The sequence below is a fragment of the Raineya orbicola genome (genome assembly GCF_002843425.1).
Taxonomy (GTDB): Bacteria; Bacteroidota; Bacteroidia; order Cytophagales; family Thermonemataceae; genus Raineya; species Raineya orbicola.
In genome coordinates this window covers 1-14303 of sequence record NZ_NKXO01000055.1, presented here as the reverse complement: position 1 = coordinate 14303, position 14303 = coordinate 1, and the positions used below count along the sequence as shown (strand labels likewise).

The following is a 14303-nucleotide window of genomic DNA, read 5'->3' as shown; positions in this document are numbered from 1 at the left end:
ATGCCAATCTGATAAATATTTTTGCAAAACAGCTAACATTTCATTACCTTTGCGTAAAGCTTTCCCTTGTGTGTGAGCCATATAAACTTTGTTTTTTCTCTCAACAATTATATGGCTCTTTTTTTACTTTTTCAAACTAAAAATTTTGTCGGAGGACTGAAATGGAAAGATAATTAATTGTTCAGTATCATACATTCTAAAAAGTAAAAATTCGATAAGGTCATATTTGTTGGATGGTATCAATGCTTTCCCATTTAGCTTGTAGATTGCTAAAATTCTATATCCAGGCTTTACTAGTACCAATAAACTATCATTTGAGATAAAGGAAGCAGAATTTTCATCTATTTCAGCTAATTGATTACCTTTCTTATCAAAAATAAGAGTTTTCTTTTTGGCATTATCGATATAGTTGGTATTTGCATCAACATTTACAGTGTCAGGATAGGTAAGAACGGCGGTAAATCCAAATTTGAAATCAGTAGCATACGCATACTTGCAAGGTATGATTTCTTTCCCATTTGCATCAACAAAGCCATATAAAGCACAACTTTTAATAGTTTCAGTTCCTTGGTTACTTACTATTGAGATATATTCAATTTTGCTTGCTACTTTTGCCATTCCTTCCTTAAAATCTTCTATGCAATAATACTTGAATGGAGTAACCAGTTTTCCTTTTTCATCTTTTAATGCCCACAACTCATCTTTTTGAACTTTTGCAAGATTTGTATTAAAAATTAGATTTTCAGGGTTATAGCAATATTTATCAAATTCGTTTTCTATATTACTATTTGATGATAAATATTTTGATGGTTTATTCGTTTCTTTTCCGTTTGTATCTATGTAACTTAATTGATTATTTTTTATCACCACAGCTACACCATTGTTGAAAGGGTAACGAACTTCACTATATTGAAAATTTATGATAACCTTACCTTTTGTATCAATCGTACCCCATTTCTTTCCTTTTCTTACAAAAGCGATATTTTCTCTAAAAAGTTGAACTTCATCATATTCACAAGGTATGATTATTTTTTTGTTTTTATCGCAATATCCCCATTTCATTTGCTTGTTACGATAGGGAATAAGTTCTACTGAACTTTGGCTAAAGGCTTTCTGTTCTAAAAGTAGGTTTATACTGATTAGAACGGAAATAAAAACTACTTTTTTCATATAATTTTGATTTTAAGGTTATTTTGAAACAATATGCTTTTTGGCAATCAATTCATTTTTGATTTGCTTGAAATTTTTGCCATTTGCTAGCTCGCGGGCAACATAAGCCGTAACCACAGGGGCGGCAAATGAAGTTCCTTCGGCATTGGGCAAAACGTGCATAGGCGAAACTTGAAGCTGGTCATAGACGGCAGTGGCATACACTTTTACATTTTTTCCGTAGTTAGAAAAACTTGCCTTTTGTGTGCTTGTTTTGTCTAATCCGCCAACAACGATAGTATTGGGTAAATCTATAACCGCAGGGACGGAAAAAATGGCATCAATATCGCTATTTTCATTACCTGCCCCTATCACAAAAAAAATATCGGGATTTTCTTTGAAAACTTTGTAAAGGCTATCGTGAAAAAGCTTCATCCATTTTTTCATTTTTTCAAAGTTTTCTTCGCTATAAATGCCTAACTCTGTAAGGAATTTTTTAAAGAAATCGGTACGAGCCCCCCAACTAATATTCACAACTTTTACATTATGAGCCTTAAAATATGCCACAGAAGTACGAAATGCCTTATCAAGCAAAGCAACATCTGCTTCAGGACTACCCAAAAGCCTTTTTTTGATATTCTCTAACCATTCAGCTTCTTTGGGTCTATCCACATATTTCAAAAACCCAACGCCTACCAGCTCTACATCGGGATTATTGCGTAGTACAATGCCTGCTACGGCTGTTCCGTGAAAATAACGGGATAAGGTTTTTCCTGCCGAATCATAAATAGGAGTATATTCGTGCAAAGTAGGCTGTTCTTGATAATCAAAACCTATACCATAGACATCATCTACAAAGCCATTCTTGTCATCATCTTTGCCATTAGGAATTTCACGAGGGTTTATGAAAATATTTTCATCAGGAAAGGTGCGAACATCAAAAAACTCCCAAACACTCACGCGAATTTTGGGTTTGGCTTTGCTTTTTTGGGCATCGGCACTCACTAAAAACAGGCTCAATATAATACTGAAAAAGGCTTTTAGCATAACTTTGGAAATTTTACCAAAATTACTTGAAAAAGCCTAAAATGATATACGTCATTTGTGGTATTTTGCTAAATGCCTCTAAACAGCACAAAACCTTCCATATAATTGGGGATTACTACATTTTTCCAATGAAATTTTTCTTGAATAAGTGAGGCAAGGCTCTGCGAGGCTTCTTTTTCGCCGTGAGTGATAAAAGTAATTTTAGGGCTTTGCTTGAAATTTGAAATCCATTGCAAGAGTTCTTCTTGGTCGGCGTGGGCAGAAAGTCCTGCAATGTATTCAATATGAGCTTTTACGGGTACGTATGAGCCAAAAATTTTGATAAATTCTTTGCCTTCTAGCAAATCTCTACCTCTTGTCCCTTCTGATTGGTAGCCCACAAATAAAATAGTATCTTGGCTGTTGGGCAAGCGATTGTAGAGATGGTGCAAAATTCTGCCTCCTGTTGCCATTCCGCTTGCTGAAATAATAATAGCCCCTTTCCTGATTTCATTGAGCGAAATAGATTGCTCCTGACTTTGGTAATAATGAATATTGGGGTGTTTGAGAAAATTGGGTTCTTGCTGAAAGACTTCTTTGGCAAGCGAGTGGCAGTCGTCATATTTGTCGTAAAGTTCGGTTACGTCTATTGCCATTGGGCTATCTACAAAAATAGGAGCATTAGGAATTTCTTGTTTTTCAAGTAGTTGGGTAAGGTAATAAAGCACACTTTGGGTTCTGCCTACGCTAAAAGCGGGAATTATCAAACAGCCATTTTTAAGGGTTTGCCTGACTATCCTACCCAACTCTTTTTCAGGAAATACATCAATATTATCTCGGTTGCCATAGGTAGATTCAATAAGCAAAATATCTGCCTCTTGAATAGGCGTAGGTGGAGGCATCAGAGGGTCTTGGTATCTGCCCAAATCTCCTGAAAATACTATTTTTTTGTTTTCTTTTTCGCCTTTGAGCAGAACTTCAATGATAGAAGCCCCAAGAATATGCCCTGCGGTTTGGAAACGAACTTCAATGTTATCATTGATTTTTATCCATTGCCCAAAAGGGTGGCTGATGAGTAGGGGAAATACTTTTTGAGCGTCTTTTTCATCATAGAGCGGCTCAGGGGGGGTATGTTTGGAATAACCTTTTTTACGGGCATAAGATGCTTCTTCTTCTTGCAATTTGGCAGAGTCTAAAAGTAAGATTTTCACCAAGTCAAGCGTAGGGTGGGTGCAGTGAATAGAGTTTTTATAGCCTTGTTTTACCAAGCGAGGCAGATAACCTGTGTGGTCTATATGAGCGTGTGTGAGCAAGATACAATCAATTTCGGTAGGTTTGATAGGAAAATCAGACCAATTCAGTAAACGCAATTCTTTTTTTCCTTGAAATAAACCGCAGTCTATCAATATTTTGAACTCATCTACTTCCAGTAAAAATTTAGAACCTGTAACTTCTTGCGAGGCTCCCAAAAAGCGAATGTAGATATTCATAAGCAGAAAATTTAAGACAAATGAGCTTTGGAAATTAGAAAAATTGTTTGGAAAAGACTTCGTTTTTTTAGAAAAAAATTTCTTGGGCGAGGCGAAAAGTATTGCAATGGGCTTCAACAATATCGGCAATTCGTTCCGAATAACCGCCGCCCATACTGATAGCAAGGGGAATTTGGTTTCGCTTGCAAGTTTCTAAAACCAATCGGTCGCGGGTTTTACAACCCTCCAAACTCAAACCTAATCTGCCGAGTTTGTCGGTATGGAGTACATCTACTCCTGCAATGTAAAAGATAAATTCAGGCTGATGTTTGTCTATTATTTGGGGAAGCGTGTTTTGTAAAATTTTCAAATAAGGTTCATCGGTTATTTTATCGGGCAAAGGCACATCTAAATCGGATTGTTCTTTTTGCAGAGGATAGTTTTTTTCTCCGTGCATACTAAATGTAAAAACTTTTGGAGTATTTCTGAAAATTTCGGCAGTGCCATTTCCCTGATGAACATCTAAATCAACGATTAAAATACGTTTAGCTAAATTGTTTTCTATCAGGTAATTGCTTGCAATGGCTACATCATTCAGTAGGCAAAACCCTTCGCCTCTATCTGTAAAGGCGTGGTGCGTACCGCCTGCAACATTCATTGCTACGCCATATTTTTGAGCATATAAAGCACACTCTACGGTGCCTTGGGCAATGATGATTTCTCTTTCTACCAAACTTTTAGAAAGCGGAAAGCCTGTTTTGCGAATTTCAGAGGGGGAAAGAACAAGATTTTTAAGTTTATCCCAATAGCTTGCTAGATGTGTGTTAGTGATATATTTTTCCTCAATGGGAGAAGGTGAAAAGAAATTTTCACTGCTTGCCGAACCTTCATAGAGCAGTTGTTCGGGAATGAGGTCATATTTGAGCATTGGAAAGCGATGCCCTTCGGGAAGAGGGTGGCGATAAATAGAACTCCAAGCAATTTTAAGCATTATATCAATGATAATTATTGAGAAATATGGCTTTAAGAACTCTGCAAGAAGTTATTTCCATTCTTTTACTATGATTTTTTCAACTTCTTTGCTTTGGCTTGAAAAATTAACACCTACCAAGAAAATTTGTTTTGCATAGTTATCAAGATGTTGGTAATATTTTTTTTGATGAATTTGTTCTATTGCTTTTTCGGCACTTTCATCAAGTTTGAACTCAAAAATATAGATACGATTTTGGTAAGAAAGTACCGCATCTAATCTGCCTTTTGATGTACGAACTTCTGCTTTGACGAAATAGCCTGCAAGTTTGAGAGCCAAAAATACGATAGAATGGTAATAGGCTTCTTTTTTGGCAAGGAAAATTTCGGCAGGAATATCCGCAAAAAGTTGGTTGAGTGTTTGCTCAAAAAGCTCAAATTCGTGATTATGAATGGCACGAGCTAATTTTTTAGCATTTACATCACTATGAGGATTTTCTGAAAATGCAGTAATCAAGTATTGTAGCATAGATTGTTCAACCTCTTTGTTGGGATAATTAAGTAAAAAGTTGCCAAACTCATCTTTTTCAGAAATAGTAAGATAGCCTGTTTGAAAAAGTAAAGTTTCTGTATTGAGGTTATCAATATCAAAAGCATTGATACTATCCAAAGAAATAGAAGTTTGGGATAGATTGAAATAAAGTTTTTCTTTAAGTTTTTGGACAAGAAACTTGGGTGTGCCTGATTCAAACCAAAAATTGTAAAATTCTTTTTGAGTAAGAAATCGTAAAATAGAAAAAGGGTTATAGACTCTTTCACGGGCATTCCAAGAATAGCCGTTGTACCATTCTTTGATTTCAGCAAGAAGTTGGTCTGTGGATTTATTTTGATACTTGGCGGCGTTTTGTATATGTTTTTCAAAATAAAATTCTAATTCTTTTTGCGTATAACCAAGTAAATTGTGAAAATCGCTGTAAAAAGTTAGGTCAGTGAGGTTGTTGAGGTCGGAAAAAAGAGAAATCTTGGTAAAACGCGTAATACCTGTGAGCAAAAAAAAGCGAATATATTGAGAATTTCCTTTGATGATGCCATACAAAGCTCTCAATACCTCTCGGTGTATATGGGCTTGCTCGTTTTGATAGGTTTCAAGTACATCGGTTACAGGTTTATCGTATTCATCAATAAGAATAACTACTGCCTGATTAGCTTGGTTATGGAGTTTCTGAATAAGCTCTGCGAATTTGCTGCCAAGGGTAGTTTCTATCAAACTGACCTGATAATTTTGGGCAATATCATCAAGTTTATCGCTGATTGCTTTTTCTAAACCTTTTCCTCTAAAATCTAAACTACTAAAATCCAAATGAACAACAGGATAAGACTGCCATTCAATTTTATCATAAATAAAAAGCCCTTCAAAAAGGTTCTTTTTGCCTAAAAAAATTTCTTTAATCGTGCTGATAAGCAAAGATTTTCCAAAACGGCGAGGTCTTGAAATAAAGAAAAACGAACCTCCTGAACTGATGAGCTGAAAAATAAATTCAGTTTTATCTACATACACACAGCCACGCTTGCGTATTTTCTCAAAATCTTGCTCACCCACGGGCAGAAGAGGAAGGTTAGGCATAATTTTTAGATAATTTAGAAACTTTTGTTCCGAAATCAATAACTTTTTTCTGCCAATTTAATATAAAAAACGCAAACAACTTTGTTTTCCAAACTAACTCAAAGACACACTAACTCCTTCCAATCGCTCCAAACTTTCCAATAGCTCATTATCTATGCTTATAGCGTATTTTTGGGAAAAAGTTTGCACTTGTATATTTTCTTGGCTATCCCATAGTATCATTTTGAGGGGGATTTTACCTTTGTTTTCTTGCAAAATTGTTTCCAGTTCGGTAGCTAAACGCTCTGAAAGATGTTGCAAATCTACCTGTAAAATGAGATTTTTGATAAGTTTTTCGCGAGCATCTGTGAGAAAATCAATACTCTGAACTCTAAACTCAAATTCTTCGCTGTTGTAGCGTTTTTGGATTTTACCTCTGATAAAGAGAAGAGCATCTTGCTTGACAAAAGGTGAAAATTTGGCATAATCCGAACCAAAAAGACTTATTTGCAAACTGCCATCATAATCTTCTATTTTGAAAGTAGTGAAATAATTACCATTTTTGGCTTGTTTGGTTTGCACTTCCGTTACGATACCTGCAATAGCAATTTCCTTATCTTTGTTAAGAGGTTCAGGGTTTTCTTCGCTTTTAGGTTTGAAAATATCTTTCAAACGAGAAGTAAATTTATTGAGTTCAAGTTTGTAGGCATTGAGCGGATGCCCCGATATGTAAAAACCTACGACTTCTTTTTCTTTTTTGAGGCGTTCCAGATTGCTCCAAGCAGTGAAGTTTTTGGGTATTTTTGGGGGAGGAATGAGTTGAGACGTACCCCCACCAAAAAGCGATTGTCGGGCATTGCTTTTTTCTGCTTGAATGGCGTTGCCGTAACGGATTAGTTTTTCAATAAAAGTAGGTTCTTCTTCTTTTTCTTTGGCAAAATAAGCCTCACGAGGAATTTCTTTGAAGCAATCGAAACAGCCCGCCTGAGCCAAACTCTCCAAAGCTCGTTTATTAACTGCCTGCAAATTCACTCTTTCTACAAAATCAAAAATAGACTTAAAATCACCATTTTTTTGTCGTTCTTCAATGATATTAGCTACGGCAACCTCGCCTGCTCCTTTGATAGCCGCCAGTCCAAAGCGAATTTGCCCTTTTTTATTCACACTAAATTTATCAGCACTTTCGTTGATGTCGGGACCTAGCACCTCCACAGCTTGTTTTTTACATTCTTCCAAAAAGAAAGTAATTTTTTCAATGTTGCCCATTGAGTGTGTAAGCACCGAAGCCATATATTCGGCAGGGTAGTGTGCTTTCAGATAGGCGGTTTGAAAGGCAATAAGCGAATAAGCGGCAGAGTGAGAGCGATTGAAGCCATATTCGGCAAAACGCTCCATTATGTCAAAAATTTCATTAGCTTTCTTTTCGTCAATATTGTTGAGTTCTTTTGCTCCTTTGACAAACTTATCGCGTTCTTTTGCCATTTTCTCTTTGTCTTTTTTCCCCATTGCTCTACGCAATAAATCTGCACCGCCAAGTGTATAACCCGCAATAATTTGAGCCGTCTGCATAATTTGTTCTTGATACACCATAATGCCGTAAGTGTGTTTCAAGATTGGCTCTAAAAGAGGGTGAGGATACTCTACGGGTTCTCTGCCATATTTGCGATTGATATACACGGGAATAAAATCCATAGGACCTGGGCGGTACAAGGCGTTCATAGCGATTAAGTCCTCAATATTGGTCGGCTTGAGCTTACGAAGCCAAGTCTGCATACCCTCGGACTCAAACTGGAATGTGCCGATTGTATCGCCTCTTTGGTAGAGTTCAAAGGTTTTCTTATCGTCAAGAGGAATTTTATCAATATCAATTTTTATATCGTGATTTTTCTGTATTAAATCAATGGCATCGCGTAAGATAGTGAGCGTTTTTAGCCCCAAAAAGTCCATTTTGAGCATACCCGCCTCCTCAATTACTTTGCCATCAAATTGTGTAATCAGGAGCGGGGTTTCAGGGTCTGTACAAACAGGGATATAGTTGGTAATATCATCAGGGGCAATGATAATTCCTGCGGCGTGTACGCCTCGGTTGCGTACGGAGCCTTCCAGCACCAGAGCCTCTTTGAGAACACGACTGCGAAGGCTATTTTCTTCTAAAATTGCCTTGATTTCAGGTTTCTCGTATTCATCTTTCAGTTTGGTGCCCGGTTTTTCGGAGATAAGTTTGGCAAGCTCATTGGTTTCGTTGAGGGGGAGTTCCAGCACTCTGCCTACATCTTTGATAGCCATTTTCGCCGCCATTGTGCCATAGGTAATGATAGAAGCCACTTGATTCCTACCATATTTCTCTACCACATAATCAATTACTTTTTGCCTGCCTTCGTCATCAAAGTCGGTATCAATATCGGGCATAGAAACGCGTTCGGGGTTCAAGAAACGCTCAAAAAGCAAATTATACTGAATAGGGTCAATATTCGTAATGCCTATGCAATAAGCTACGGCCGAACCCGCCGCCGAACCGCGTCCCGTACCTACCCAAACCCCAAGCTCACGAGCGGCATTGATGAAATCTTGTACAATCAGAAAATAGCCTTCAAAGCCCATTTTTTGCATTACTTCTAATTCGTAATTGAGGCGTTGCTCAATTTCTGCTGAAAGTGAGCCATATTTGCGTTTTGCACCTTCAAAAGTAAGGTAACGGAGATATTCAAATTGTGATGGAAAGCCCTGTGGAAGTGGATAGTTGGGCATCAGAATATCTCGTTTGAGTTTAAGATTTTCAACTTTATCGTAAATTTCATTTGTAAAATCCAAGGCTGTGGGAACATCAGCAAAGAGCCTGTTCATTTCAGCTTGGGTTTTGAAGTAAAATTCGTTATTAGGAAAAGCAAAACGCCCTTTGCTACTTTCTTCATCGGTGGCTTTGGGGTCTGAAACTTTGGCACCGGTATTGATGCAGAGCAAAATATCGTGAGCGGCGGCATCTTTTTCATCTACATAGTGCGAGTCATTCGTAGCAATTACTTTAAGGTTATACTTTTTTGCAAAACGTAAAAGCACCTGATTGACATCTTCTTGGCTCATTCCATTACCATTCACGTTTTCAATATGGTGGCGTTGGAGTTCAATATAATAATCTTCGCCAAATACATCAATCCACCATTGGAGCAGTTCTTCGGCTTTTTCTTCACCTTCGTACATTATCGCCTGCGGAATTTCGGCACCCAAACAGCAAGAAGTAGCAATCAGCCCTTGATGGTATTTCAAAATTAGTTCTTTATCAATGCGAGGATATTTGGCATAATAGCCTTCAATAAAGCCCAAAGAGCAAAGTTTGGAAAGATTTTTATAACCTTCGGCATTTTTGGCAAGTAGCAACTGGTGATAGCGTTTATCTTTTTCGCCTTTCTTGAAATTTTTTTGAAAGCGGTCTTTGACAAGGTAAAACTCACAACCCACAATTGGTTTTAATCCTTGGGCATTGGCTTCTGCTACAAACTTAAAAGCCCCAAACATATTGCCGTGGTCAGTGAGAGCGAGGGCTTTCATACCATCATTTTTGGCTTTTTTCATCATTTCTTTGATGCTCGCCGCTCCATCAAGAAGTGAAAATTGCGTATGGCAATGCAGATGTATAAAAGGAATAACAGCAGACATAAGACCCAAAATTTGAATGGGCTAATTTCGGAAAAAATGATTTTTGGGCAAATAATTAGGCAAAATAATATTTGTAAATAGCTCCTTCTTTGAGGGAATAATGCGAAACGCGTATTTGTGAGATATTGTATTTTTGCAAAACCCAATTCAAAAGGCAAGAGGCAACGACAATCATATCGGCACGCATTGGGGTCATACCGGGAATGGCAAGGCGTTCGGCGTGGTTTTTTTCTAAAAATTCCTGAAAAATAACTTCAAATTCAGTTCTTGTGAAGGCACTTTCTTTGGCATTATAGTCTAATTTCTGATGCTTTTTGATGTGATTGATGTCATCAATGGTATCAAAAGTTCCCGAACAGCCAATAAGCACTTCAATAGGGTAAATTTTCAGTATTTCAGAAAGAGGGGAGAGGGTTTGTTCTAAAAAATTATTGAGAGCTTGGCGTTCGGAAGAACTAATTTTTTCATTTTGCATAAATCTATCTAAAAGCCTTTGTGCCCCAATTTCAAAACTTTGCTTCCAGAGCATTTTTTCGGCATTGCATACAATAAATTCTACGCTACCTCCGCCAATATCCATAATAAGTGCATTGCCTTTTCCAATTTTAAGAGCGGCTTTAACGCCATAATAAATTAGTTCTGCTTCTTCATCTCCCGAGATAACTTGTACCTGCAAACCCATTTCTTTCTGTATTTTTGTTACAAGCTCTTTCTGATTAGAGGCATTACGGAAGGCACTGGTGGCAATGGTATGGACGCTTTCGGGAGCGATTTCGTAATATTCTAAAACTTCGCAGAATTGATGAAGTGCTTTTAGTAAGCGTTCTTGGGCGGCTTCTGTAATAAAACCATTACTGATGCCTCCTTCGCCAATTTTCGTAGCTATTTTTTCTTTATGCAAAATGCGAAAAGGAGAGAAAATTTGCTTTTGAGAGGGCAATTCTACTACAAGCAAATGAGCCGTGTTTGTGCCTATATCAATAGCGGCAACATTTTTGGCAGTATCCGAATAATCTTTTACTTTTGGGCGATATGAGTGCAGAGTGTTCATAAAACGACCGCAAAGTTAGCTTTTTTGAGCAAAACTCAATAAAATCAATATGATTTTTTTGTTAAGAAATTGAGCAAATTGCTTGCCAAATGTTATTGAAAATCATTTTTTTAGTTTTGGGGTTGTTGTTTTTTGCTTTCTCGTTGGCTGTTTGGTTGATTTCTTACGAAAATCTTCTAACTTGGATAGCTCAAAGTTATTCTTTCGATGAAGCCCAATGGAAAAAACTGACTTCGCAAATCCTAACGCCTCAAAACTTTGTGTATATTCAAGTTTTTAGCACGTTTGTGGGCTTAATTTTGGCTTTGATAACTTTTTGGCTGAAAACGAAAACCCTGCAACTGCAAAATTTTCTTGAAAGGCTCAAACAAGATTTTTTGCTAAAAGTATCGGATTTTTGCTATCCGTTGCAAAAAATGAACAAAATTCAGAAAATAACAATTGTTATTTTCTTGCTTATAAGTACTTTGTATAACAGCTTTTTGCTTACTTTCAAAGTAATACATATTGACGAGGCATTTAGCTATGTTCATTTTGCAAGCAAAGGTCTGTGGGTTTCGGCTTTGTATTATCCTAATCCGAATAATCACATTTTGCTAAATATTTGGGTAAGTCTTTGGGAAAGTTTTTTTGAAAACAAATTGTGGGCAATTCGCTTGTCTTCAATGATTTGCCTACTCTTTTTGCAAATTTTACTATTTCGTTTTTTTCTGCAAAGGAATTCTTTTCAGGTTGCGTTGGCTTTGATAATTGTTTTTACCTTGCTTTCGCCTGTTCAGGCGTATAGCGTAAGTGGGCGGGGATATTTGCTACTCACGCTTTGGGTGTGGCTAAGTGGAAACACTCTTTTACAAATTCTTGAAAAAATACAAAAAAACGAAAGAGTTTTTTTTGAAAAAATAACTTTTGTTTTGATGAGTGTGGCGGGCTTTTACACTATACCGCTTTTTTTGTACTATTTTGTAGGTTTTTTGCTTTCGTTTGTGGTAGTTGCTCTGCTACAATTCAACGAAAATAAAAAGCTCATATTCAGAAATATAGTAATTCCTACTTCAATCACTACCTTGATAGTGCTTTTCTTGTATTTGCCTATTTTTTTGCTCAATGGCTCTGAAAATCTTTTGGCTATTTCTTGGCAAAATGAAGCGAGTAAGCAGTTTCGTGAGTTTTTTGGGAACTATTGGCAAGATTTTGGGGACTTTTGGTTAGGGGTGGAACACTCTTATCCTATATTTTGGCTATTGTTACTAATGGGGCTTTTGATTTCTCTAAAAAATTTACCCCAAACCTCTTTTCAAACAAAATTTTGGATATTCTTAATGATTTTCGCCTTCACTTTGATGATTTTGCAACAAAAACTCTTACCTGTGCGTACTTGGGTAGCTATGGCGATTCCGATTGTACTTATTTTTGAAAACCTTTTGAAGTATATTTCCAAATTTTGGCAAAATATATCTTTGGTTTTTACAATTTTATTACTTTCTCTTTCCCAAATTTATCAGGTATATGCTTATGAAAATGTGCATTTCGCTTACAAAGATTGCTTGCAAAAAATAATGGCTTTACCTTTTAGAGCTGGTGAAAAAATTTTTAGCAACGATTTGATTTACCAAAATCTAATAGCTTTTTACAATTTGCAAAAAAAATGGGGTTTGCAGGTAGATTATAGCTACAAAAACAAAAATTACGATTGGGTGATTTTAGACAAAACACTTTCATTAGATTTGGACTTGAAAAATTACGATAAAGTGCAAGAGACGACTTGGGTGTATATTTTTCAGATTAGGCAGAAATGAAATCAACAATTTTGGAACATAATATTTCTTTATTAAATACTTTTTCAGCTAAATGACGAGCATTGTTTTGATAGGTTTGCAGTAAACTCTTATCTTGCAAAAAAGGCTGAATTTTCTCCTTAAATTCATCGGGCGAGTCTGCATAAAAACCACACTCGTATTTTTCTATCAAATCTTTTACCCAACCTTTGGTATTGGTAATACATAATTTTCCTGCCGCAATACCATCAAAAAATTTATTCGGACTGCACGTTTCTAATGATGGATATTCGGCAAAACTTACGTAAAACGCATCTGCATAAGCAAGCATTTCGTTGAGTTCGTGTTTGGGTTTTCCTGCAAAAAAATATACCTTTTGAGAGGCGATTTGCTGTAATTTCTTTTTTTCGGAGCCTTCGCCAATTATCCAAAATTCTATTTCGGGGTGTTTTTCAGCTACTTGCAAAAGCCTTTCCAAAGCATTGGCTTTGCCCATACTGCCAAAATAAGCTATTCGGAAGGGCTCATTTTCCTTTTTCTTATTTTGAGGAAAAAATATTTCACAATCCGACATATTCGGGACGCATAAGATTGGCTTTTCTGGTACTATCCTGCGTACGTATTCCTCCATAGGTGGCGAAAGCACTACAATTTTTTCAGCATTTTGGTAAATCTTTTTTTCAAGCCAAAAAAGGAATCTCTGAAAAATTTTGCTTTTCACATAACCCATTTCAATAGGTACAAGAGGCCACAAATCACGCACTTCAAAAACATAAGGAACTTTTTTGATTTTTTTTAGAATCAGAGCTATCAATCCGATAGTTAGTGGAGTGGAGGTTGCATAAATCAGTGAAATATTTGGAATTTTCAAAATTTTATGAATAGCTTTAATCAAAAAATTCAAGAAAGCTATTGTTCTGCGTAAAAAGTGCATTTCTTGAGCATATGATACAGAAACATAGTGAATTTTTAGATTGTCTGAAAAGAGCAATCTTGCTTTTTTTGAAGCGGTTATGATTTCTACCTCCCAACCTTTTTTTTGTAAAAATTGGGCGATATACCAAGACCTATGAGAGCCGTTTTCAGTAGGCAGTTTGAAATATTGGTGTAGATAAATTATTTTCATAGTTTTACAAAAAAAACGAGTAGTTCAATATTTTTTTGATACTTACAAATAAAAATTCTTATTTTTGAAAAATTTTTTATGTAAAGTTTTTTGCTGTGCAAAATGCTAAAATTTAGTCAAATCTTTAACTTTTTTAGACCAAAAACTATTTTTTCTTGAAGAAAAAATCTTTTATGTAATTTCCTGGATGGCAATTTTGAGCCTTGTAACGGCTATTCCTAACCTCATAAGAAAATGTGGAGGTTTTATGGATATTCAAAGTAAGGAAAATCAAGGAACTACGGTAACACTTCATTTCCCGATGAACATAATAGCCCGCCAAAGTCAAAATTATACAAAAAAATATTCATAAATAACGTGAATTATAAGTCTAACTTATTGTTTTCAAGGGATTTAAATAAAAAAACTTAGGGTAATTGAAAAAATGATTAACTTTGAGTTGTACTTTTTAAATATTTAATCATATGAGTCAATTACCTCT

9 protein-coding genes are annotated in these 14303 nt (G+C 36.1%); 1 reads left to right on the top strand and 8 read right to left on the bottom strand.

Features of this window, described 5'->3' with window-relative positions; all coding sequences use genetic code 11:
* Nucleotides 1-123: 123 nt before the first annotated feature.
* The 7 genes from Rain11_RS12780 to Rain11_RS12750 form a co-directional block, all read right to left on the bottom strand.
* A complete protein-coding gene (locus Rain11_RS12780; RefSeq protein WP_101359762.1) occupies nt 124-1170 on the bottom strand; it encodes a WG repeat-containing protein in 1047 nt (348 codons plus the stop codon).
* 18 nt (nt 1171-1188) lie between these two features.
* Nucleotides 1189-2196: a S8 family serine peptidase gene (locus tag Rain11_RS12775; RefSeq protein WP_101359761.1), complete on the bottom strand. Its 1008-nt coding sequence runs from the start codon at nt 2194-2196 to the stop codon at nt 1189-1191.
* A gap of 68 nt (nt 2197-2264) precedes the next feature.
* Nucleotides 2265-3665: an MBL fold metallo-hydrolase RNA specificity domain-containing protein gene (locus tag Rain11_RS12770; RefSeq protein ID WP_101359760.1), complete on the bottom strand. Its 1401-nt coding sequence runs from the start codon at nt 3663-3665 to the stop codon at nt 2265-2267.
* Nucleotides 3666-3732: 67 nt separating this feature from the next.
* On the bottom strand, nt 3733-4635 hold the full coding sequence (locus Rain11_RS12765; protein WP_101359759.1) for a histone deacetylase family protein: 903 nt from the start codon (nt 4633-4635) through the stop codon (nt 3733-3735).
* A gap of 51 nt (nt 4636-4686) precedes the next feature.
* Nucleotides 4687-6237, bottom strand: coding sequence for an ATP-binding protein (locus Rain11_RS12760; RefSeq protein ID WP_101359758.1), 1551 nt, complete (start codon nt 6235-6237; stop codon nt 4687-4689).
* A gap of 93 nt (nt 6238-6330) precedes the next feature.
* Entirely contained in the window at nt 6331-9870 is a 3540-nt protein-coding gene (gene dnaE, locus Rain11_RS12755) for a DNA polymerase III subunit alpha (RefSeq protein ID WP_101359757.1), read from the bottom strand.
* A gap of 55 nt (nt 9871-9925) precedes the next feature.
* A complete protein-coding gene (locus Rain11_RS12750; protein ID WP_101359756.1) occupies nt 9926-10921 on the bottom strand; it encodes a Ppx/GppA phosphatase family protein in 996 nt (331 codons plus the stop codon).
* Between the two features lie 89 nt (nt 10922-11010).
* Here Rain11_RS12750 and Rain11_RS12745 point away from each other — a divergent pair, with 89 nt between their 5' ends.
* Nucleotides 11011-12717, top strand: a complete 1707-nt coding sequence (locus Rain11_RS12745; protein WP_101359755.1) for a hypothetical protein — start codon at nt 11011-11013, stop codon at nt 12715-12717.
* Here the strand turns inward: Rain11_RS12745 and Rain11_RS12740 are convergent.
* A complete protein-coding gene (locus Rain11_RS12740; protein WP_101359754.1) occupies nt 12704-13822 on the bottom strand; it encodes a glycosyltransferase family 4 protein in 1119 nt (372 codons plus the stop codon). The genes Rain11_RS12745 and Rain11_RS12740 overlap by 14 nt on opposite strands.
* Nucleotides 13823-14303 lie beyond the last annotated feature (481 nt).